Genomic DNA, 22,959 nt, shown 5'->3' on the forward strand with positions numbered 1-22,959 from the left:
CGGTTCACCCCTTTCGGTGGTGCGACGGACAACAGTCCGTCGCACCACCCGTGTGTCCGCATACGGTCGTCCCGCTGCGAGCCGCCGATCAACGGCGGCCGTCCACAAGGGAGATCGGGGGTGTGCTCGTGCGGATCGGACTCCTCACGGACGGTGGCTATCCGTATGCGACCGGTGAGTCCAGACTCTGGTGCGACCGTCTGGTGCGCGGGCTCCCCCAGCACGAGTTCGACGTCTTCGCACTCAGCCGCTCCGCCGACCAGGAACAACGGGGCTGGGTCAGGCTCCCCGACCGGGTCGGACGGGTGCGGACGGCGCCGATGTGGACGCACCCGGTGGACGCCCGTCACGCCGGCCGGCCCAGAGGCCTGGCGGGCAGGATCGCCACGGGCCTCGGGCGAGCGTACGGACGGCGGGACCGGCTGCGTTTCACCACCCATGTGAAGGCGCTCGTCGGCGCGGTCTGCGAGGGTGCGGAGGCCGACGGTGCGGCGGCCGGCCGCTTCGCGGACGGACTCTACGGCCTCGCCGAACTGGCGCGGGACCGCGGTGGGCTGCACCGCGCGCTGCTCGGCGAGACGACCGTACGCATCGTGGAGGGAGCCTGCCGGGCTCCCGGCACGGGCCGGACCGTCCACAGCGCCACCGTCCCCGACTACCTCGGCTTCGTGGCCGAACTGGACCGCGTCCTGCGTCCCCTCTCCCTCGACTGGTACGACGGGGACGGCCTCGGCGCGGTCGACCTCTGCCACGCGGCGTCGGGCGGAGCGGCCGCCCTGCCGGGACTGCTGGCCAAACGCTTCTTCGGTGTGCCGCTGCTGGTGACGGAGCACGGAGTGCCGCTGCGGGCCCACTACCTCGCGGCGCCCGAGGCCCCGCTGAGTGCGCCGGTGCGCGCCCTGCTCGCGAACCTCCACGGACTGCTCGCCTCCGAGGTGTACCGGCAGGCCGCGCTCATCACGCCCGGCAACACCCATGTCCGCCGCTGGCAGGAGCGGTTCGGCGCCGACCGGAGCAAGCTGCGCACGGTCTACCCGGGCATGGACGCGGAGCGGTTCGGAGCCGTGGGGGAGGGGGCCGACGAGGGCGGCCCCGGCACGCTGGTGTGGATCGGGCGGATCGAACCCGCCAAGGACCTGATCGCCCTGCTCCACGCGTTCACCGAGGTGCGCAGGGCCGAGCCGGACGCCCGGCTGCGGATCTTCGGCGCACCGGTCCGGGCGGGCGAGGGCGACACCTACCTCGCCCACTGCAGGGCACTCGCCGCCCAGCTCTTCCCCGACGAGGCCGCGGACGCGCATGCCGTCGGCGACAACCCGGTCACCTTCGAGGAGATCGGCGGACCCGAGGTGCCCGACCTCGCGGAGGCCTACGCCGCGGGCGGCGTCGTCGTGCTCTCCAGCGTCGTCGAGGGCTTTCCCATCAGCCTGGTCGAGGCGATGTTCTGCGGGCGGGCCACCGTCTCGACGGACGTGGGCGCCGTGGTCGAAGTCGTCGGCGGTACGGGTCTGGTCGTGCCCCCGCGCAATCCGCGGGCGCTCGCCGACGCCTGCGTCGCGCTCCTGCGCGACCCGGAGCGCCGTGCACGCCTGGGTGCGGCGGCGCGCGCCCGGGCACTCGAACTCTTCACCGTCGAACAGAACCTCGCCGCGTTCCGCGGCATCTACCTGGACCTCGTCGGGCACGCCCCCGCCCGATGGACGACAGCGGAGGACCCCCACGACCCGGCCGGTCCGCCGCGCCCGTTCGCCACGCCCCCGGAGGCGCATGTGCTGGGGGCCCTGCCCCCCGGCCCGGTCGCGCCGGCACCCGGAGGCATCCCCGATCGGGTGCCGAGCTGGGCCATCGGCGTGGAGGGCGTGTGCGCCGGCGCACACGGAGCCGGAGGCGGCGATGCGTGACGACACGAGCGGTCACGGTCACGGAGGGACCCCGAAGGGCGGACCGCCCGAGGCCCCGGACCCGGGCACCGGGGACGCGCCCGCGGAGGAGGGCCCGGCCGCGGTCCTTTCCGCCGTACGGGCACCGGAGATCGGCTACCACCCGACCCGGAGACCGGCGGTCCGGCGCGGACCCGCGGACCCCGTGAAGGCGCTCATGCACCGGCACCGGGACCTCTGCGAGCGCGCCGTCGACCCCCTGGAGATCGCCGCCGGTCTGGAGGCGCACGGGCTCACCGACAGGACGGCCGCGCGCTACCGGCACCGTGACGTCTTCTCACTGGCGGAGGAGCTCTACGCCCGCGCCCCCGGCGTGAACGGGCGGGCACCCCGCGCCGCCGTGACAAAGCCGGACACCGGCAGGGACGTGCGGGCCGGCTGGACGCTCGCGGCGCTGCTGCCCGGCGCCGCCTGCCTCGCGACCGCCGGGGTGCTCAGACTCACCGAGGAGGTGCTCGGCGGAGAGGCCCGGTTCGCGGTGACCGCCGTCGGAACCCTGCTCGTGGTCCTCGGACTCCGGCTCGCCCTGCGCGACGGCCCGCTGCGCGTCGCCGACCCCGCCGGGGGCGTCACGCCGTACGTCTGCTGGCTCCTCGGCTACGTCGTGTACGGCGACGACCTGCTCACCCAGGTCGTCAGCGGGGGTCCCGACGGTCACTGGACCGCCGCGCCCGCCCCGCTGCTCGGGCTCGTGCCGGCCCTGGCCCCCGCGGCCTGGTGCGCCCACCTGTTCGCCGTCCACGCGCGCCGCAGACTCGCCGCGTCCCACGGTCTGTCCGACTTCGGCTCCGGCGTACGTCCCCTGCTCCTCGGTGTCGTCGCGCTCTTCCTCTGTGCGCTGACCGCGCTGCTCCTCCTCGCCGACCTCGGCCACCCCGGGCAGGGCGGAAGCCTCCTGGGCCCGGCCGCCCTCGGCGCCCTGCTCTTCCTGGCCCGCCTGCTGGCCGTACACGGCTTCCCGGAACCGGCCGCCACCGGACTCGCCGCCGCCTGCGCCGTCGAAGTGGCGGCCCCCTTCCTGGTCCTCGCCGGGCGGCTGCCCGGCCTGGGCCTCCTCGCCCGTCCCGTCGACGCCGTCGTCATGGCGGCAGGCCCCGGCGGCGTGGCCGTCCTCGCCTGCGGCGTCGCCGCCGGGGGGCTGCTGCTCCACGCATCGGTCACCCTTACCCGGGCATCCGCCCACGCCTCGGCCTAGCCGGGCTTGCCCCACCCCCGCGGAGCCGACGCCGCGGGTCTCCCGTACCGCACACACCTTCCTCAAGGAGACACCGGACATGACCCCCCAATCCCCCGCACCGGCAGCCCGCCGTCGGCACCGAGGGAGCGCGCGATGAGGGTTCTGCTGCTCGGAGCCAACGGATTCCTCGGCCGCTTCGTCGCCGACCGCCTGCTCGCCGACCCCGCCGTGCACCTCACGGCGCTCGGTCGCGGCGACGACGCCGACGTCCGCTTCGACCTCGCGGGCGGCAGCCCGGGAGCGCTCACCCGCTTCCTGGACGCCGTCCACCCCGGTGTCGTCGTCAACTGCGCGGGCGCCACCCGCGGTGGTGCCCGCGACCTGACCCGCCACAACACGGTCGCCGTGGCCACCGTCTGCGAGGCCATGCGCCGGAGCGGCTGCAGCCCACGGCTCGTCCAGGTCGGCTGCGCCTCCGAATACGGGCCCTCGCAGCCCGGCTCCTCCACCGCCGAGGACGCGGTGCCCCGGCCGGGAGGCCCGTACGGCGTCAGCAAGCTCGCGGCGACCGAGCTCGTCCTCGGGTCCGGTCTGGACGCGGTCGTGCTGCGGGTCTTCTCGCCGGTGGGGCCGGGCACCCCGGCCGGATCCCCGCTCGGCAGGCTGGCCGAGACCATGCGCCGGGCCATGCAGACCGGCGACCCCGAGCTCAAGCTCAGCGGCCTCGGGGTGCAGCGCGACTTCGTCGACGTGCGCGACGTGGCGCGCGCCGTCCACGCTGCCTCGCTCTCCGCCGCGCAGGGCGTCGTCAACATCGGCACCGGCAGGGCCGTACGGCTGCGTGACGCCGCGGTGGTCCTCGCCAGGGTCGCCGGATACGCGGGCGCACTCCACGAACTCGACACGCCCCCCGGACGGCTCCCCATCGGCGCCCCCCGGGTCTCCGCCGAATCGGCGGCGGAGCACCTCGTGGCGACCCCGTCCCCCTACCCCGACGGCTGCGGGGCCTGGCAGCAGGCCGACGTGCGCACCGCCAGGGACCGGCTCGGCTGGCGTCCCCGCATCAACCTGGAGGAGTCCCTCGCGGACATCTGGATGGAGGCGGCGTGCCGTATCTGACCAGCACCGCCTCCACCCTGCGGACCGGGGGCGCCGAACAGCTCGGCGTGGGCGTGCCCGGTTACGCCCACCCGCTGCTCGCGCCCGCCGAATGGGCCGGACTCAACCGGCCCGGCACGCCGCTGCACTGGGCCGTCCTCAACGTCGACGACGGGCCGGGCGCCCGCCCCGACCCGCACTGTCTGGAGGCCGCCGGCCGGCTGCGCAACGCCCGCGAGCGTGCTCTGCACGGGGAGGCCCCCGAGGACACCGTCCGCGCCTCCGGCGGCAGACTGCTGGGCCACATCGACCTGGCCTACGGCGGCCGTCCCTTCGGCGAACTGGTGGCCGACGCCCGGTCCTACCTCGACTGGTACCGCGTCGGCGGCTTCTACCTGGACCACTGCCCGGCCGGACGCGACGGGCTCCCGGCGGCCCGCCGGCTGACCAGCACCCTCTACGCGCTGCTGGCCGACAGCGACAGCGCGGACCGGGAGGGCGGGCGGCTGGTCCTGGGCCACGGCACCCACCCGCACCCGGGCTATGCCGAGGCCGCCGACCAGCTGGTCACCTTCCGGGGGCACTGGACGGACTACCGCTGGTCGCAGGTGGCCGAGTGGACGGCGGCGTACGAACCGGGACGCTTCGCGCACTTCGTCCACGGGGTCCCGCGCACCCACCTGGAGGAGGCCATGCGCATCGCCCGCTGGCAGGGCGCGGGCACGATCTTCTTCACGGACCGGGACGGTACGAACGGGCAAACCGACCCATTCGCGGCACTGCCCGGCTACTGGGACGAATTCGTCTCGCGGATCGGACCCGGTATCTCGGAATGAGGAGCGGCGTGGCAGTGTTACGGGAGAACAACCGTACGTAGATGAAGTACGTAGAAACCGACCACCTGCATTGTTGAGGTTCCTGTGTCGCTGCCACCCCTGGTCGAGCCGGCTGCCGAGCTCACCGTCGATGAGGTCCGCAGGTACTCCCGCCACCTGATCATCCCGGATGTCGGGATGGACGGTCAGAAGCGGCTGAAGAACGCGAAGGTGCTCTGTGTCGGCGCCGGCGGCCTCGGCTCGCCGGCCCTGATGTACATGGCCGCGGCCGGCGTCGGCACGCTCGGCATCGTCGAGTTCGACGAGGTCGACGAGTCGAACCTGCAGCGCCAGGTCATCCACAGCCAGGCCGACATCGGCAAGTCCAAGGCCCTGTCGGCCAAGGAGACCGTGCAGGGGATCAACCCCCTGGTGAACGTGGTCCTTCACGAGGAGCGGCTCGAAGCCGACAACGTGATGGACATCTTCGCCCAGTACGACCTGATCGTGGACGGCACGGACAACTTCGCCACCCGCTATCTCGTCAACGACGCCGCGGTCCTGCTGAACAAGCCGTATGTCTGGGGCTCGATCTACCGGTTCGACGGCCAGGCGTCCGTCTTCTGGTCCGAGCACGGTCCCTGCTACCGCTGCCTCTACCCGGAGCCGCCGCCCCCCGGCATGGTTCCGTCCTGCGCCGAGGGCGGTGTCCTGGGTGTGCTCTGCGCGTCCATCGGCTCCATCCAGGTCAACGAGGCCATCAAGCTGCTCGCCGGTATCGGTGACCCGCTGGTCGGCCGTCTGATGATCTACGACGCGCTGGAGATGCAGTACCGCCAGGTCAAGGTCCGCAAGGACCCCGACTGCGCGGTCTGCGGCGAGAACCCCACCGTCACCGAGCTCATCGACTACGAGGCCTTCTGCGGCGTCGTGTCCGAGGAGGCCCAGGAGGCGGCGGCCGGTTCCACGATCACTCCCAAGCAGCTCAAGGAGTGGATCGACGGCGACGAGAAGATCGAGATCATCGACGTCCGTGAGCCGAACGAGTACGAGATCGTCTCGATCCCGGGCTCCCGGCTGGTTCCGAAGAACGAGTTCCTGATGGGCTCCGCCCTCCAGGACCTCCCCCAGGACCGGCGCATCGTCCTGAACTGCAAGACGGGCGTCCGCAGCGCCGAGGTCCTCGCGGTCCTCAAGTCGGCGGGCTTCGCCGACGCGGTGCACGTCGGCGGCGGGGTCATCGGCTGGGTCCACCAGATCGAGCCCGAGAAGCCGGTCTACTAGACCTGCGGCACCACGTACGAAGGGGCCGGTTCCTCCGCGGAGCCGGCCCCTTCGCGTACCCGGACGTCAGGAGCAGGTACGTCCGTCGGCCGGGACCTCGCCCTTCAGGAAGTAGGCGTCGACGAGCGAGGTCACGCAGGCGCTCTCGCCGTACGAGCCGTGCCCCTCACCCTTGTTGGTCAGCATGACGCCGACCCCCTCGCCCAGCTCGTCCGCCATCCGGCGCGCACCTTCGTACGGCGTCGCCGGGTCGCCGGTCGTGCCGACGACGAGGATCGGAGCGGCGCCCGGGGCGCTCGCCTCCGGGGTGTCGTGCTCGCCCTCCACCGGCCACCCCGCGCACCAGCCTGCCGTGTCCCAGGCCAGGAACGGTCCGAAGACCGGCGACAGTTCCCGGAATTCGGGGAGCAGCGCCCGGGCCTCGGCCACCGTCGGCCGCGCCTTGGCGTCGGCGCAGGAGATCGCCCGCTGGGAATGGCTCCGGTTGTCGTAGTGCCCGTTCTCGTCCCGGCCGTTGTACGAATCGGCCAGCGCGAGCAGGCGGTCGCCCCTGCCCGTCTTCTCGGCCTCGTGGAGGGCGGCCGTCAGAGTGGGCCAGCCGCTCTTCGAGTAGAGGGGACTCACGATGCCGGTCACGGCGAGCGATTCGTTGAGCTCACGCCCGGAGGCGGTGGGCAGCGGGTCCCGGTCCATCCGCTCCAGCAGTGCCGCTATCCGGCGGGTGCCCGCCGCCGGGTCCTGGCCGCGGTCCTTCAGGTAGTTCTCCAGCGCCCGCTGGAAGCCCGTCGTCTGGTTGCGGGCGTGGCCCACCGAGTCCGCCGTCGGGTCGACCACGGCGTCCAGCACGACCCTTCCCACGGACTTCGGGAAGAGGTGCGCGTAGGTCCCGCCGAGCTCCGTACCGTACGAGATGCCGAAGTACGACAGCTTCCGGTCGCCGAGCGCCCGGCGGATCTCCTCCATGTCCCGGGCGGCGTTCGCCGTGCCGACGTGGGGGAGTACCGCGCCGGAGAGACGCTCACAGCCGGCGCCGAAGTCGGTGCCGTCCGCGATGAACGCCGCCTCCTCAGCCGTCGTGTCGGGGGTCATGTCGACCTCCCGGTGGGCCTTCTCCTGCTCCTCGTCGCCGCGGCAGCGGACCCCCGAACTGGCCGCGACCCCGCGCGGGTCGAAGCCCACCAGGTCGTAGCGGGTGTTGAGCTCCTCGTACGAAGCGGCTGCGCGCGGCAGGATGCCGACCCCCGAACCCCCGGGACCGCCGAAGTTGAAGAGCATCGAACCGAGCCGCGCGTCCTTCTTCGTGGCCGGCTTCCGGATCAGCGCGATGCCGATTCTCTCCCCGTCCGGCTTCGCGTGGTCCAGCGGTACGTCGACGGTGGCGCACCGCCAGCCCGGGCCGGGGGCGGTGCCGCCCTCCGGCGCGTCGCAGCGCTTCCAGTCGGTGGACGCCAGGGGCGAGGCCGGCCCTTCCTGGGATGTCCGCCGTGACGAGTCCTTCGACGACTGCGGCGGAGCCGGAGTGCCGTCGCACCCCGCCAGGACTGCCGTGACCAGCAGGACCGCTCCGGCCTGCACCGCACCCCCGCGGGCGCGTCCACGTGCGCGCATGTGTGCGCTCCCCTCCCTGCCCCGAGGCTGCCGCCGGGGCGGCCCGGGCACTGTTTCCCGGCCGTGCAACGAGTGGTCACCCGCAGACCGTTCCCGACTTCGGGACCTTCCCTTCGAGGAGGTAGCCGTCCACGGCCTTCTGCACGCAGGTGCTGCCGCCGTTGTACGCCCCGTGGCCCTCGCCCTTGTACGTGAGCTCGATCCCGACTCCCTTGCCGAGCTCGGCGGCCATCGCCTTCGCGCCCGCGTACGGGGTCGCCGGGTCCCCGGTGTTGCCGATGACCAGGATCGGGGCCGAACCGGGCGCGCTGACGTCCGGGGTGTCCCGGGCGCCCGCGACGGGCCAGCCGGTGCACGACATCAGTCCCCATCCCAGGTACTCGCCGAAGACGGGGGAGGCCTCGCGGAACCGCGGGAGGGCCTTCCTGGTCTGTTCCAGGGTGAAGCGCTGCTTGGAGTCCGCGCAGTTGACGGCGGCGTTCGCGGCGTTCGAGTTGTCGTAGTGCCCGTCCTCGGAACGGCCGTTCAGCGAGTCGGCGAGCGCCAGCAGCAGCCCCCCGTTGCCGCCGTCCGCCTCGTCGAGGCCCTGTTCGAGCAGCGGCCAGGTCTCCTTGGAGTAGAGGGCCGAGGCGATGCCGGTGGTGGCCTGGGTCTGCGTCAGCTCACGTTCACCGAGTCCCGGGACCGGCTTCTCGTCCAGCTGGGCGAGGAGATCGGCGATCCCGGCCTGGACCTCCTGCGCGGTGGTCCCCGGGAGCTTGCAGTCGTCGCGTTCCGCGCAGTCGGCCGTGAAGTTGTCCAGGGCGAGCTGGAAGCCCTCGGCCTGTCCGAGCGAGGACTTCAGGGTGTCCTCCGTCGGGTCGACGACCGCGTCCAGGACGGCCCGTCCGACGTTCTTCGGGTACAGGTGGGCGTACACCCCGCCCAGCTCGGTGCCGTACGAGATCCCGAAGTAGTGCAGCTTGTCGTCGCCCAGCACCTGACGCAGCAGATCCATGTCCCGGGCCGCGTTCGTGGTGCCGACGTAGGGCAGTTCGTCCCCGGAGTTCTCCTCGCAGTCCGCGATGTAGGACTTCTGGTCCTCGACGAACGCCTTCTCCTCCCCGGCGTCGTCCGGTGTGCCGTCCAGCTCGTAGCGGGCGTCCAGGGTCCGGTCGTCCGAGCACTCGATGCCCTCGCTGCGGCCTACCCCGCGCGGGTCGAAGCTGACCAGGTCGTAGCGGGTGCGGAGCGTGTCGTAGTCGCTGCCGAAGGACGGCAGTGTGGCGACCCCGGAGGCGCCCGGGCCGCCGAAGTTGAAGATCAGCGAACCGATCCGCCGGTCCTTGTTCCTGGCGGCGGCGCGGATCAGGGCCAGCTCGATGGTCCGGCCGCCGGGATCGGCGTAGTCGAGGGGGGCGTCCATGAAGGAGCACTCCCAGGACGCCCCGCCCGGCAGGGGCGAGGGGGACGTGCCGCTGCCCTGGGCCTGGTTGGGGGCGGGACAGGGCTTCCAGTCGAGCTTCTGGGAGGACAGTTCCTCCGCCGTCGCGGTCGGGGCGGCCGTCGACGCGGACGACGGCGTCGACCTGTCCGCACCTCCGTCGCCACCGTCGTCCGAACACGCGGCCAGCGGGAGCAGCACGGTGGCGGTGGCGGCGAGGGCGGCGGCACGCAGAGCGGGGGAGGTCCTCATGGACCCATCGTGCGGCGGGCCGCGGGGGACCGCGCGGGGCGTCGTCCATGCGAGTGGTACGCCCCGCGCGTATGTTCTAGAGCTCGCCCTTGCGGGTCAGTAGGTTGAAGCAGATCCAGCCGGGGAGCACGGGGAGCCAGAGCGTCATCACGCGGTAGAGCAGCACGGACGGCACGGCGGCCTCCGACGGCAGGCCCACCGCGATCAGACCCAGGGTCAGCGCACCGTCGACCGCGCCGATGCCACCCGGGGTGGGGGCCGCGGACCCGAGGGCGTTGCCCGCGAGGAAGACGACCGCGATGCTGGCGTAGCTGAGCTCGGGGACGCCCGGACCGCTGAAGGCGCGGATCGACGCGTCGAGGCACATGACGAACAGCCCGGTCAGCAGCAGCATGCCGCCGATGCCGGTGACCAGCTTCTGCGGACGCTGGACCACGTCGAGCATGCGGGGCACCACGCCGGCGAACAGCGACCGCACCCGGGTGACGACGAACTTCCGCAGGAACGGGATCGCGGTCACCACCAGCACGAGAACGGCGACCGTGAGCAGGCCCGCGATGACGGTCCTCGACGGGGTGAGCGAGTCCGGGGTCTTCTCCGTGCCGGTCAGATACCCGAACAGGGCAAGCAGCAGGATGTGGCAGCCGAGACCGAACAGCTGGGACGCGCCCACGCTCGCGACGGCCAGCCCCGGGCGCACCCCGGCGCGTTGCAGGAAGCGTGTGTTCAGCGCCACGCCGCCGATCGCCGCAGGGGCCACGATCTTCACGAACGACCCGGCGACCTGCGCCAGCACGGTCTTCCCGAACGCCACCCGCTCGGGCACGAAGCCGAGGAGGCTCATGGCCGCGGCGACGTAGCTCAGGGCCGAGAAGCCCATCGCCGCCGCCACCCAGCCCCACTCCGCCTGCTCCACGACCGTGCTGAAGTCGGCCCTGGTGATCTGGGAGATCAGGTAGTAGGCGGCGATCGCACCCGCGATGAAGCTCAGGAGGGTGCGCGGTTTGATGCGCTCCAGGCGGACCGGCTCGACCGGCGCCTGCGGCCTGATCAGCAGCACCTGGCGGCGGATCTGGGCCAGCATGTCCTCCTCGCGGGCACCTTCCATCGCATCGTCGATCGCCCGCTTCTCGGCCTGCTTCTCCGTGCGCAGGGACTTGCGGGCGGCCTTGCGGTCGTTGGAAGCCGCCGCGTCGTGCTCCTCGGCCTTCGCCTCCTTGGCCGCCTGCGAGGCCTCCAGCACCGCCTCGCGCTCGCGCTGCGAACGCTCCCGGGCGAGTCTGCGGAGCGTCGCCCGGGTGGGGCGGCTCAGCGCGATCGGCTGGAGCAGCGGCAGGCAGTCGGCGACGGCGTCCGGCCCGAGCACGGCGAGCGCCCCGGCGACGGCCCGTTCGGCGCCCACCCGCAGGCCCGTGGTGGTGAGCAGCTGGGCGACGTCCATGCGGAGGATCAGGTCGCCGGCCGCGATCTCGCCGCCCCGCAGGTCCGTGACGAACACCGTGCCGGAACGATCCACCAGGATGGCGTCGCCGGTGAGCCTGCGGTGCGCGATCCGCCGCGACTGGAGCGCCTGCACCTGGCGCCAGGCGCCGCGCACCAGGTCGTCGGTGATCTCCTCGTCCTCCATCGCGTCCAGCGAGCGACCTCCGATGTGCTCGTACACGAGCATCACGGCGTCGGGTCCGAGCTCGGACGTGGCGATCAGCTTGGGCGCGTTGGCCCCGGCGGCGATCGCCGCGTACGCGAGGAGCGCCTCCTGCTCCAGGGCCTGGCGCAGCGACTGGATGGAGCGGCGCTGGGTGATGGTGCGCAGGGTGAGCCTGCGCCAGACCCGGTAGAAGAAGCCCTGGGCCTGCTGTTCGCGGTCGACGACCGTCACGTCCAGCGGTGGCCCGTCCTCCAGGGTGACCAGATAGCGGCGTCCCTGGTCGCTCTGGTCGGTGTTGTCGGCGGCGTCCTCGGTGCGCATCGCGGCGACCGGCCGGAAGCCGACGTGGCGCAGACCTGCCATCAGGTGCTGGCCGGTCGGGCGGACGTTCGGCGAGCCGACCGCGTACAGCGTGCCGTAGGCCACGGTCCAGCCGATCAGCACGGTGAGGACGATCGAGAACGGTGTGGTGTAACCACCGACCAGCATCGCGAAGGCGTCGAGGAGCAGCACCACCCACAGCACGACCCGCCAGCGCGGTCTGCGGGCCATCCCGACCGCCGTCATGTAGGCGATGACGGGCGCGAGGTATCCGTGCACGGGATCGGTGAGCGCGTCCCCCGGCTGGAGCTGGGTCAGCGCCTCCCTGATCGTCCCCGGCGCGGACCGGGCGACCCAGAGATCGGTGGCCAGGGTCACCCCGTGGGCCAGCACGGCCGCCAGCACCCCGTCCGCGATCCGCAGCCCGTCGCGCTTCACCAGGCGCTCGATCGCGAAGGCGACCGGCACGAGGAGCACGGCGATGCTGGACACCAGGCCCGCCAGCTTGATCAGCAGATCGGGGGCCTGGTCGGTGCCCTTGGAGATGTCGTTCTCGAGGCCCGTGGTGGTCCCCTGGGCGAAGGCGGCGATCGAGAACAGCAGGGCGATCGCGAGGACGCCGATCAGGAGCCGCAGCAGATCCGATGGGCGGTGGACCCGTGCCGGAAGGAGCGGTTCGTCGCCCGAGACCCGGTCGTTCAGGGCCGCGTCGGCCGACGCGAGGGTCGAGCCCGAGAGGGGCTCCGGCGAGGACCCGTGTGCCTCCTCGGTGCCGGGGGCGTCAGGGGTCACGGCATCAGGGGCGTCCGCACCGGGGGCGTCGGACGCCTCCGGGCGCGCCTCGGCATCAGAGGCGCCCGCCTTCGATGGCTGCACGCCCTGCTCCTTAACCTCTGGATCCTCTGACGAATCTTCGTGTTCCCGTATCACCGGCACCGCCCGCACGATGGTGGCACGGCCTGCAGACAGAGGGGGGCATCAGGGTGCATTGCGCGGGCGCGAAGGGCAACATACGCTGCTGCGCCCGCGGGTGCACGGTGTGTGACCAGGACGACACCGAGCACAGCCGGTTGTCGGTGGCGTACGGCAGGATGGGACGGATGAGCGAAAACCGGACGAGCGGCTCTCCGGCCGGGGCGGCGCCCCCGAGCCCCGGGCCCGCCGAGCTGCCCGTCTACGCCGAGCGGGTCCTGGACGTGGCGGACCTGATCCCGCCGGGCCGCGTCATGACGTACGGCGACGTCGCGGAGTGGCTCGGCGACGGCGGGCCGAGGCAGGTCGGCCGCGTGATGGCCCTGTACGGCTCCGCCGTGCCCTGGTGGCGCGTGGTGCGCGCCGACGGAGCCCTGCTGCCGGGCCATGAGATACGGGCCCTCGGCCACTACCGCGAGGAGGGCACACCGCTGCGCGCTGCCCCGCGCGACGCGGACGGGCACGTTCCGCGCCTCGACATGAAGCGCGCCAGATGGGACGGCGTGACCGGTGGTCCGGGCGACGAAACTCACAACTGACAGCTTCCGCCATCGTGCGCCGCCAGGACAGGCGCCGGGCCGGTGAACGGGACGTACCGGCGCGCCGGTCGCCGGGTGTGACGGAGTACGCCGCCCACCGTCCGATGTCCGCATCGCCGCTGGCGTAGCGTCGTCCACACGCGGCATGCTCCGTACCCCGTTCCCTCCGTCACGACCGGGCCCGTCCGCACCGGACCCCGCCACCGCCCGTACCGGGCGGGCTCCACGACCAGCAGCCGTCTCACCCGGGCCGTCACCCCATGGCCCGCCACCGCACAGACCGAGCACTCCCACCAGGACCGGCGACCCACGTGAGCTCCTCCTCCACCACCCGGAACAGCCCGCACCGTCAGACACGGCGGCGGGTTCCGGGCGCGTACCGGCTGGTGCGCACACCACCTGGCTCGGTGGACCCTCCTCTCCTGGACGCACCGCAGCGCGCGGTGGTTGACCACCGGGACGGCCCGCTGCTGGTCCTCGCCGGCCCCGGTACGGGCAAGACCACGACGCTGGTCGAGGCGGTCGCGCAGCGCGTGGCCCGGGGCACCGACCCCGCCCGCATCCTCGTCCTCACCTTCAGCCGCAAGGCGGCGGTCGAACTGCGCGACAGGATGGCGGCCCGGCTCGGCGGCACCCGGGGCCCGCAGGCCACCACCTTCCACTCGTACTGCTACGCCCTGGTCCGTGCCCACCAGGACGCCGACCTCTTCGCCGAACCGCTGCGCCTGCTCTCCGGACCCGAGCAGGACGTCACCGTCCGTGAACTCCTGGCCGGCCAGCTCGGCCTCGAACGGACAGGGCTGGCCCATGTCCGCTGGCCCGACGAGCTGCGCGCCTGCCTGACCACCCGGGGCTTCGCGGACGAGGTGCGCGCGGTGCTGGCCCGCAGCCGCGAGCTGGGCCTCGGCCCGGACGCCCTGGCCGCGTTCGCCCGCCGTACGGGCCGCCCGGACTGGAGCGCCGCCGCCCAGTTCCTCGCCGAGTACCTGGACGTCCTCGACGCCCAGGGCGTCCTCGACTACGCGGAACTGGTCCACCGGGCGGTCCTCCTCGCCGAGCGCCCCGAGGTGGCGGCGGAACTGGCCCGGAACTACGACGCCGTACTCGTCGACGAGTACCAGGACACGGACCCCGCCCAGGTACGGCTGCTGCACGCCCTGGCGGGCAACCCTCGAAGCGCCGCGCCGGGCAGCGGCGGCGGCCGCACGCTCATCGCGTTCGGCGACCCCGACCAGTCGATCTACACCTTCCGGGGCGCCGATGTGAACGGCATCCTCGACTTCCCCGACACCTTCCGCCGTGCCGACGGCGCTCCCGCCCCCGTCGGGGTCCTCACGACCTCGCGCCGCTCCGGCGCACGGCTGCTCGAGGCCACGCGGCTGCTCACCCGCCGGATGCCGCTCACCCGCCTGCCCTCGGACACGGTCCGCGCCCACCGTGAGCTGTCGGCCGTGCGCGGAGGCGGGCAGGCCGAGACGTACACCTATCCGACCCCCTCCACCGAGCTGGACAACATCGCCGACCTGCTCCGGCGCGCGCACCTGGAGGACGGCGTGCCCTGGAGGGACATGGCGGTCCTCGTGCGCTCCGGCGGCCGTTCGATCCCGGCCGTGCGCCGGGCGCTCACCTCGGCCGGCGTCCCTCTGGAGATCGACGGCGACGATCTCCCGCTGCGTCACGAACCGGCGGTCGCCCCGCTCCTGACCGCCCTGCGCACCGTCGCCACGGCGGCGCTGCGTCCCGCCGCGCCGGAGGACGAGCCGGAACACCGGCCGGAGGACGAGCCGGAGGAGGGGGAGGAGTCCGGCGACCCTGAGTTGACCGGCGATCCCGTATCGACCGGTGGTACGGAGGAGACCGAGACCGGCGCCCCTGAGTTGACCGGCGATCCCGTATCGACCGGTGGTACGGAGGACCGCGCCGCCGGCGGGAGCGGCAGCGCGGCATCCGGTCTGCTGGACACCGAGACCGCCCTCGCCCTCCTCACCTCACCCCTCGGGTCCATGGACGCAGCAGACCTGCGCCGTCTCGGCCGGGCCCTGCGTGACGAGGAGCGGGCCGCCGGGAACCGCGTACCGCCGCCGTCCGGGGATCTGCTGGCCCGGGCACTGGCCGAGCCCGAGCGCCTGGTCACGCACGACCCGGCGTACGCCCGCGGAGCCCAGCGCCTCGGTGCGCTCCTGCGCAGGACCCGTGAGCTCCTGGAGGGCGGCGGCACCGCCGAGGAGGCCCTGTGGATCCTCTGGAACGGCACCCCCTGGCCCGGCCGGCTGGAGCGGGCGGCACTGCGCGGCGGCGCGGGCGGCCGGAACGCCGACCGTGACCTCGACGCCGTATGCGCCCTCTTCGACACCGCGGCGCGGGCCGAGGAGCGCACCGGTGGCCGTGGCGCGCTCAACTTCCTGGAGGAGGTCGACGCCCAGGACATCGCCGCCGACACCCTGTCCCGGCGCGCCGTACGCCCCGACGCCGTACGGCTGATGACCGCACACCGGTCCAAGGGCCTGGAGTGGCGCCTGGTGGTCGTCGCCGGGGTGCAGGAGGGGCTCTGGCCCGACCTGCGCCGCCGGGGATCGCTCCTCGAGGCGGACCGCATCGGGCGCGACGGTCTGGCGGAACCGCTCACCCCGGGGGCGCTCCTGGCCGAGGAACGCCGCCTGTTCTACGTGGCCGCGACCCGGGCCCGTGAACGCCTGATCGTCACCGCCGTCAAGGCTCCCGCCGACGACGGCGACCAGCCCTCCCGCTTCCTGACCGAACTCGGGGTCGAGCCACGTGACGTCACCGGCCGCCCCCGACGCCCGCTCGCGGTCGCCGCGCTCGTCGCCGAGCTCCGGGCCACGACGGTCGACCCCGCGGCCTCGGACGCCCTGCGCGACGCGGCCGCCCGCCGGCTCGCCCGGCTCGCGGCGCTCACCGACGACGAGGGGCAGCCGCTCGTGCCGGCGGCCCACCCGCACCGCTGGTGGGGACTGAACGAACCGACCCGCTCCGAGGTCCCGCTGCGTGACCGGGACCGCCCCGTCGCCCTCTCCGGCAGCGCTCTCGACCAGCTCGCCAACACCTGCGCCCTCCAGTGGTTCCTGGGCCGCGAGGTGAAGGCCGACGCCCCGGCGACGGCGGCCCAGGGCTTCGGCAACGTGGTCCACGTCCTCGCCGACGAGGTGGCCTCCGGACGCACCGCCGCCGACCTGGACGTCCTGATGGAACGCCTGGAATCCGTGTGGGACGGGCTGGTCTTCGACGCCCCCTGGAAGTCGCAGCAGGAGAAGGGCCAGGCGCGCGCCGCCCTGGAACGCTTCCTGCGCTGGCACGTCATGGACCGCGGGGGCCGCACCCCCACCGCCAGCGAGCACGACTTCGACGTGACCCTCGAAGCGGGCGAGTACGCGGTCCGTATCCGGGGCTCCATGGACCGGGTCGAACAGGACACCGAGGGCCGGGCCTACGTGGTCGACTTCAAGACCGGGAAGGGGGCGCCGACCAGGGACGAGGTGGCTTCCCACCCCCAGCTCGCCGTCTACCAGCTGGCGGTCAGGGAAGGCGCCGTGGACGAGGTCTTCGACGGTCGCCGGCCCGGTCCCGGCGGCGCGGAACTGGTCCAGCTGCGCCAGCCCGCCCCGAAGAAGGAGGGCGGCGACACACTCCCCAAGGTGCAGGCGCAGGAGCCGCTCTCCGGGGAGTGGGTCTCCGACCTGCTGGCCACGGCGGCCGGCCGGGTCCTGGACGAGCGGTTCACCCCCACGACCGGCCAGCACTGCACCCACTGCACCTTCAAGGCGTCGTGCAGCGCACAGCCCGAAGGCCGTCAGATCATCGACTGACCGGCCTGGCCGCATCCGGGCGGGACGGCGTTGTCGGTGCGTCCGGCTAGCCTTTCCGGAGTGTCCTCCCCCCTCACCGATCCCGAGCAGCTCAAGGAGCTCCTCGGGATTCCCTTCACCCCGGAGCAGACGGCCTGCATCATCGCGCCGCCCGCCCCGCAGGTGATCGTGGCCGGAGCCGGCTCGGGGAAGACCACGGTGATGGCCGCCCGGGTGGTCTGGCTGGTCGGGACCGGCCAGGTCGCCCCGGAGCAGGTCCTCGGCCTCACCTTCACGAACAAGGCGGCCGGCGAGCTCGCCGAGCGGGTCCGCAAGGCCCTCGTCGCGGCCGGGGTCACCGACCCCGACGTCATCGACCCGGACAACCCCCCGGGCGAGCCCAGCATCTCCACCTACCACGCCTTCGCCGGCCGGCTCCTCACCGACCACGGCCTGCGGATCGGCCTCGAACCCACCACCCGGCTCCTCGCCGACGCCACCCGCTACCAGCTCGCCGCCCGGGTCCTGCGCGAGGCACCCGGCCCCTACCCGTCGCTGACCAGGTCCTTCCCCACCCTCGTCAGCGACCTGCTGGCCCTGGACGCCGAGCTCGCCGAACACCTCGTACGCCCCGAGGATCTCGTCGAGCACGACACCGGGCTCCTCCGGACCCTGGAGACGGCCCGGCTGACCAACGCGGAACTGCGCAAGATCCCCGAGACCGCCGGGGCCCGCCGCGAACTCCTCGAACTGACCCGGCGCTACCGGGCGGCCAAGCGCAGCCGCGACCTCCTCGACTTCGGCGACCAGATCGCCCTCTCCGCCGAGCTCGCCCTCACCCGGCCCGAGGTCGGCTCCATCCTGCGCGAGGAGTACCGGGTGGTCCTGCTCGACGAGTACCAGGACACCTCCGTGGCCCAGCGGCTGCTGCTGGCCGCACTCTTCGGCGGAGGAGGCGGGAGCGGCACGGCGGGCCACGCCGTCACCGCGGTCGGCGACCCCTGCCAGGCGATCTACGGCTGGCGCGGAGCCTCCGTGGCCAACCTCGACGACTTCCCGCACCACTTCCCGCACGCCGACGGCACCCCGGCCACCCGCTACTCCCTCAGCGAGAACCGCCGCAGCGGAGGCCGGCTCCTCCACCTCGCCAACGGTCTCGCCGAACCCCTGCGCGCCATGCACGAAGGGGTCGAGGCACTGCGCCCCGCTCCCGGAGCCGAGCGGGACGGCACGGTCCGGTGCGCCCTGCTGCGCACCCACGCCGAAGAGATCGAATGGCTCGGCGACTCGCTCGCCCACCTCGTACGGACCGGTACGGCACCCGGGGAGATCGCCGTCCTGTGCCGTACCGCGGGGGACTTCCCCCTCATCCAGGCCGCGCTCGTCGCCCGGGACGTCCCGGTCGAGGTCGTCGGCCTGTCCGGCCTGTTGCACCTCCCCGAGATCGCCGACCTCGTCGCCGTCTGCGAGGTCCTGCAGGACCCCGGGGCCAACGCCTCCCTGGTCCGGCTGCTCACCGGCCCCCGCTGGCGCATCGGACCGCGCGACCTCGCCCTCCTCGGACGCCGCGCCCGTCTCCTCGTCCACCGTTCCGTCCCCGGTGACGACGACGCCGACCCGGACCAGCGGCTGGCCGAGGCCGTCGAGGGCATCGACCCGGCGGAGGTGATCTCGCTCGCGGACGCCCTCGACACCTTCCTGGAGTCCGGGGGCTCGGAGGACGACCAGCTGCCGTTCTCCGCCGAGGCCCGCGTCCGCTTCGCCCGTCTCGCCACCGAGCTCCGCGACCTTCGCCGTTCGCTGGCCGACCCCCTCATGGACGTACTGCACCGCGTCCTCGCGACCACCGGACTGGAGGTGGAGCTCTCCGCGTCGCCGCACGCCCTGGCCGCACGCCGCCGGGAGACCCTCGCCAACTTCCTGGACGTCGCGGCCGGTTTCGCCGCCGTGGACGGGAAGGCGACCCTGCTCGCCTTCCTCGGCTTCCTGCGCACCGCCGCGCAGTACGAGAAGGGCCTGGACAACGCCCTGCCCGGGGGCGAGAACACCGTGAAGGTCCTCACCGCCCACAAGTCCAAGGGCCTGGAGTGGGACGTCGTCGCCGTCCCCGGCCTCGTCGGCGGACAGTTCCCCAGCACCCGGTCCCGGGACTCGTGGACCTCCCAGCCCCAGGTCCTCCCGCACGCCCTGCGCGGCGACGCGGCCACGCTCCCCGCCCTGGACACCTTCGACGCCAAGGGCCTCAAGGCGTTCAAGGAGGAGATGACGGGCCACCAGCACACCGAGGAGCTCCGCCTCGGCTACGTCACCTTCACCCGCCCGCGCAGCCTGCTGCTCGGCTCCGGCCACTGGTGGGGCCCGTCCCAGAAGAAGCCCCGCGGCCCGTCCGTCTTCCTGGACGCGCTGTACGGACACTGCGCGGCCGGATACGGGGAGATCGAGGTCTGGGCGGACGAGCCCGAGGAGGACGAGGAGAACCCGGCGCTGCAGGAGACCGGCGCCGACCAGGCATGGCCCCTCCCGCTCGACGACGCCGCCATGACCCGCCGCCGCGCCGCCCGGGACACGGTACTGGCGCACCTGGAGGCCCTGGTCACCACGCCGGCGCCGGACCTGTACGACGCCGCGCACCCGGTTCCGCACTCCTCGCCGTACGAAGAGGAGCCCCCGTACGAAACGTCGTACGACGAGGAGCCCCCGTACGACGAGGAGCCCCCTGACGAGCCCCCCCACGACGAGGCCGACGCGCCGTACGCCGACCCGTTCCCGGACGGTGAGCCCTCACCCCCGGCCGCCCCGCACCATCCCGCCCCGCACGTCCCCGCCGCGCGCACGCCCGTGGACGCGGGCCTCACCCCTGAGGAGTCCCGCGCCCTCGCCTCCTGGGACCGGGACCTCGACGCCCTCGCGGGTGAGCTGCGCCGCGCCCGTGCCGCCGTGCGCGACGTCGTCGTACCGGCCACGCTGTCCGCCACGCAACTCCTGCACCTCGCCGACGACCCCGAAGGCTTCGCGCGGGAGCTCGCCCGCCCCATGCCGCGCCCCCCGCAGCCCGCCGCCCGCCGGGGAACCCGCTTCCACGCCTGGGTGGAGTCCCGCTTCGAGGAACTGCCGCTGCCCATGCTGGGCCCGGACGAACTCCCCGGGGGCGACGGGAGCGACGCGGAGATCGCCGACGAGCGCGACCTCGCCGAGCTCAAGGAGGCGTTCGAGCGCACGGCGTACGCCCGGCGCACTCCGTACCGTGTCGAGACGCCGTTCCAGATCACCCTCGGGGGCCGGGTGATCCGCGGCCGGATCGACGCGGTCTACCGCACGGGAGACACGTACGAGATCGTCGACTGGAAGACCGGCCGGCACGGCACGGCTGACCCGCTCCAGCTCGCCGTATACCGCCTGGCCTGGGCCGAACTGCACGGCCTGCCGCTGGACGCGGTCACCGCGACCTTCCTCTACGTACGCACCGGGGAGACGTCCCGCCCCACCGCGCTGCCCGGCCGGGAGGAGCTGGAGAAGCTCCTGCTGGACGAGCCACCTCCGCAGGGCCGATAGGCTCATGAGCATGAGCGACACCCCGGACAGCGCCGTCCGCACGTACACCGAGCAGCACCGCGCGGCCTTTCTCGACGACCTCGCCGAGTGGCTCCGCATCCCGTCGGTGTCCGCCCAGCCGGAGCACGACAAGGACGTACGGCGCAGCGCCGAGTGGCTGTCGCGGAAGCTCGCCGACACGGGGTTCCCGGTCACCGAGATCTGGGAGACGCCCGGCGCTCCCGCGGTGTTCGCGGAGTGGCCGTCGGAGGATCCGGACGCTCCCGTCGTCCTCGTCTACGGCCACCACGACGTGCAGCCCGCGGCCCGTGAGGACGGCTGGAGCAGCGACCCGTTCGAGCCGGTGATCCGCGACGGCAGGATGTACGGACGCGGCGCGGCCGACGACAAGGGCCAGGTGTTCTTCCACACACTCGGTGTCCGCTCCCACCTCGCCGCGACCGGCCGCACGACGCCCGCCGTCCACCTCAAGCTCCTCGTCGAGGGCGAGGAGGAGTCCGGTTCGCCGCACTTCCGCGCGCTGGCCGAGGAACGGGCCGCCCGCCTCGCGGCCGACGCCGTGATCGTCTCCGACACCGGCATGTGGGACGAGAACACCCCCACCGTCTGCACCGGCATGCGCGGCCTCGCGGAGTGCGAGATCGAGCTGTCCGGTCCCGGCCAGGACATCCACTCCGGGTCGTTCGGCGGCGCCGTACCCAACCCCGCGACCGCGATCGCACGCCTGGTCGCCGCCCTTCACGACACGGAGGGCAGGGTCGCGGTACCCGGCTTCTACGACGGGGTCGCCGAGCTCACCGACACCGAGCGGGCCCTCTTCGCCGAGCTGCCCTTCGACGAGGACACCTGGCTGCGCACGGCGGCCTCGCACGCCACCGCCGGCGAGGCCGGCTACTCCACCCTCGAGCGCGTATGGGCCCGCCCCACCGCCGAGGTCAACGGCATCGGCGGTGGGTACCAGGGAGCCGGCAGCAAGACCGTCATCCCCTCGTCCGCCATGGTGAAGCTGAGCTTCCGACTGGTCGCCGGCCAGGACCCGGAGAGGATCCAGGAAGCGGTCCGCACCTGGGCCGAGGCCCGGATCCCGGCCGGCGTCCGCCACCGGATCACCTTCTCGCCGGCCACGCGCCCCTGCCTGACACCCCTGGACCACCCCGCCCTCCAGGCGGTGGCGCGCGCCATGGGGCGGGCCTTCGGGACGAAGATCCTCTTCACCCGCGAGGGAGGCTCGGGGCCCGCAGCGGACCTGCAGGACGTGCTCGGCGCACCCGTCCTCTTCCTGGGGATCTCCGTACCGTCCGACGGCTGGCACGGCCCCGACGAGAAGGTCGAGCTCGACCTCCTCCTCAAGGGAGTGGAGACCGCCGCCCATCTGTGGGGCGAACTGGCCGACGCACTCCGCTGAATCTCTGAACGCCCGATCCACCCCCGGGGGAGTAGGAAGCACCTGTGAGCACCTTCGACAACGCCACCGCAGACCGCCCGATCGGTCTCACCGCGCCCAGCGGCATCGACCGCGCCGCGCACCACCGGCTCGACGAGGCCTGGCTCGCCGCGGCCTGGAGCCACCCGAGCACCAGAGTCTTCGTCGTCTCCGGGGGACAGGCGCTCATCGACGACACCCCCGACGGCGGCACCGAGCTCGTCATGACACCCGCCTTCGAGGCACCCGTCACCGAGACCCACCGCTACTTCCTCGGCACCGACGAGGAAGGCGTGCGGTACTTCGCGCTCCAGAAGGACTCCCTGCCGGGCCGCATGGACCAGTCCGCACGGCCCGCGGGTCTGCGGGAGGCAGGGTTGCTGCTCGGCCCGCGCGACGCCGGTCTGATGGTGCACGCGGTGGCCCTGGAGAACTGGCAGCGCCTGCACCGCTTCTGCTCACGCTGCGGCGAGCGGACCGTCATCGCGGCCGCCGGGCACATCCGCCGCTGTCAGGCGTGCGGGGCGGAGCACTATCCGCGCACCGACCCCGCGGTGATCATGCTGGTCACCGACGACCAGGACCGTGCCCTGCTGGGACGCCAGGTGCACTGGCCCGAGGGGCGCTTCTCGACCCTCGCCGGCTTCGTCGAACCGGGGGAGTCGATCGAGCAGTCCGTGGCCCGCGAGGTGTACGAGGAGGCGGGGGTCACCGTCGGCGAGGTCGAGTACATCGCCAGCCAGCCCTGGCCGTTCCCCTCCAGCCTCATGCTCGGCTTCATGGCACGCGCCGTCACCTCGGAGATCACCGTGGACGGCGAGGAGATCGAGGAGGCCCGCTGGTTCTCCCGCGAGGACCTGACGGCCGCCTTCGAATCCGGCGAGGTGCTGCCCCCGTTCGGCATCTCGATCGCGGCGCGTCTGATCGAGCTCTGGTACGGCAAGCCGCTCCCGAGGCCGGGCAACGCTGCCTGAGAGTCCGCCCAGGTGTGTGACGAGGGGCCCCCGTCTCGCGAGGGCTCAGGCACGGCCAACGCCACAAGGCTTTCCGGCCTTAGAGATCCGTTTGGGATCTCCATCGAATCACGCAGGGACTGATGGCCTT

General features: G+C 73.2%; 13 protein-coding genes. 10 read left to right on the plus strand and 3 right to left on the minus strand.

Features of this window, described 5'->3' with window-relative positions; all coding sequences use genetic code 11:
* Nucleotides 1-128 precede the first annotated feature (128 nt).
* From ABZ441_RS28425 to moeZ, 5 genes are all read left to right on the plus strand, one after another.
* A complete protein-coding gene (locus ABZ441_RS28425) occupies nucleotides 129-1,901 on the plus strand; it encodes a DUF3492 domain-containing protein (RefSeq protein WP_358979352.1) in 1,773 nt (590 codons plus the stop codon).
* A complete protein-coding gene (locus ABZ441_RS28430) occupies nucleotides 1,894-3,135 on the plus strand; it encodes a hypothetical protein (protein WP_358979317.1) in 1,242 nt (413 codons plus the stop codon). Before ABZ441_RS28425 ends, ABZ441_RS28430 begins: the two co-directional genes overlap by 8 nt.
* A gap of 135 nt (nucleotides 3,136-3,270) precedes the next feature.
* Nucleotides 3,271-4,236 carry an NAD-dependent epimerase/dehydratase gene (locus ABZ441_RS28435; RefSeq protein WP_358979319.1) on the plus strand — a complete coding sequence of 322 codons (966 nt, stop codon included), beginning with the start codon at nucleotides 3,271-3,273 and terminating at the stop codon, nucleotides 4,234-4,236.
* Nucleotides 4,224-5,051: a spherulation-specific family 4 protein gene (locus ABZ441_RS28440; protein ID WP_358979321.1), complete on the plus strand. Its 828-nt coding sequence runs from the start codon at nucleotides 4,224-4,226 to the stop codon at nucleotides 5,049-5,051. The genes ABZ441_RS28435 and ABZ441_RS28440 overlap by 13 nt, the downstream gene beginning before the upstream one ends.
* Nucleotides 5,052-5,135: 84 nt before the next feature.
* Nucleotides 5,136-6,314, plus strand: coding sequence for an adenylyltransferase/sulfurtransferase MoeZ (gene moeZ / locus ABZ441_RS28445; protein ID WP_358979323.1), 1,179 nt, complete (start codon nucleotides 5,136-5,138; stop codon nucleotides 6,312-6,314).
* A 66-nt stretch (nucleotides 6,315-6,380) separates the two neighbouring features.
* Here moeZ and ABZ441_RS28450 read toward each other — a convergent pair whose 3' ends face one another.
* From ABZ441_RS28450 to ABZ441_RS28460, 3 genes are all read right to left on the minus strand, one after another.
* Nucleotides 6,381-7,922, minus strand: a complete 1,542-nt coding sequence (locus tag ABZ441_RS28450; RefSeq protein WP_358979325.1) for an alpha/beta hydrolase — start codon at nucleotides 7,920-7,922, stop codon at nucleotides 6,381-6,383.
* A gap of 76 nt (nucleotides 7,923-7,998) precedes the next feature.
* Nucleotides 7,999-9,597, minus strand: a complete 1,599-nt coding sequence (locus tag ABZ441_RS28455; protein WP_358979327.1) for an alpha/beta hydrolase — start codon at nucleotides 9,595-9,597, stop codon at nucleotides 7,999-8,001.
* Nucleotides 9,598-9,673: 76 nt separating this feature from the next.
* Nucleotides 9,674-12,442 (minus strand): lysylphosphatidylglycerol synthase domain-containing protein, encoded by a 2,769-nt coding sequence (locus ABZ441_RS28460; RefSeq protein WP_358979330.1) that lies wholly within the window; start codon nucleotides 12,440-12,442, stop codon nucleotides 9,674-9,676.
* 224 nt (nucleotides 12,443-12,666) lie between these two features.
* Between ABZ441_RS28460 and ABZ441_RS28465 the strand changes: the two genes are divergently transcribed.
* The 5 genes from ABZ441_RS28465 (at nucleotide 12,667) to nudC (ending at nucleotide 22,829) form a co-directional block, all read left to right on the plus strand.
* Nucleotides 12,667-13,077: an MGMT family protein gene (locus ABZ441_RS28465; RefSeq protein WP_358979333.1), complete on the plus strand. Its 411-nt coding sequence runs from the start codon at nucleotides 12,667-12,669 to the stop codon at nucleotides 13,075-13,077.
* A gap of 311 nt (nucleotides 13,078-13,388) precedes the next feature.
* Nucleotides 13,389-16,901, plus strand: a complete 3,513-nt coding sequence (locus ABZ441_RS28470) for an ATP-dependent DNA helicase (RefSeq protein WP_358979335.1) — start codon at nucleotides 13,389-13,391, stop codon at nucleotides 16,899-16,901.
* Between the two features lie 60 nt (nucleotides 16,902-16,961).
* On the plus strand, nucleotides 16,962-20,432 hold the full coding sequence (locus ABZ441_RS28475; RefSeq protein WP_358979337.1) for an ATP-dependent DNA helicase: 3,471 nt from the start codon (nucleotides 16,962-16,964) through the stop codon (nucleotides 20,430-20,432).
* Between the two features lie 10 nt (nucleotides 20,433-20,442).
* The gene (locus ABZ441_RS28480; protein ID WP_358979339.1) at nucleotides 20,443-21,837 is read left to right on the plus strand and encodes a dipeptidase; all 1,395 of its coding nucleotides are present in this window, start codon (nucleotides 20,443-20,445) and stop codon (nucleotides 21,835-21,837) included.
* A 44-nt stretch (nucleotides 21,838-21,881) separates the two neighbouring features.
* Nucleotides 21,882-22,829: an NAD(+) diphosphatase gene (nudC, locus tag ABZ441_RS28485; RefSeq protein WP_358979341.1), complete on the plus strand. Its 948-nt coding sequence runs from the start codon at nucleotides 21,882-21,884 to the stop codon at nucleotides 22,827-22,829.
* The last annotated feature ends 130 nt before the right edge of the window (nucleotides 22,830-22,959 follow it).

It is taken from the genome of Streptomyces sp. NPDC005752 (assembly GCF_040630715.1).
In the GTDB taxonomy this organism is placed as follows: Bacteria; Actinomycetota; Actinomycetes; order Streptomycetales; family Streptomycetaceae; genus Streptomyces.

Bases quoted from the DNA above. Each gene is read 5' to 3' on its own strand.
- ABZ441_RS28430 (WP_358979317.1), top strand. From the start codon at position 1,894: ATGCGTGACGACACGAGCGGTCACGGTCACGGAGGGACCCCGAAGGGC.
- ABZ441_RS28435 (WP_358979319.1), top strand. From the start codon at position 3,271: ATGAGGGTTCTGCTGCTCGGAGCCAACGGATTCCTCGGCCGCTTCGTC.
- ABZ441_RS28450 (WP_358979325.1), bottom strand. From the start codon at position 7,922: ATGCGCGCACGTGGACGCGCCCGCGGGGGTGCGGTGCAGGCCGGAGCG.
- ABZ441_RS28455 (WP_358979327.1), bottom strand. From the start codon at position 9,597: ATGAGGACCTCCCCCGCTCTGCGTGCCGCCGCCCTCGCCGCCACCGCC.
- ABZ441_RS28465 (WP_358979333.1), top strand. From the start codon at position 12,667: ATGAGCGAAAACCGGACGAGCGGCTCTCCGGCCGGGGCGGCGCCCCCG.
- ABZ441_RS28480 (WP_358979339.1), top strand. From the start codon at position 20,443: ATGAGCGACACCCCGGACAGCGCCGTCCGCACGTACACCGAGCAGCAC.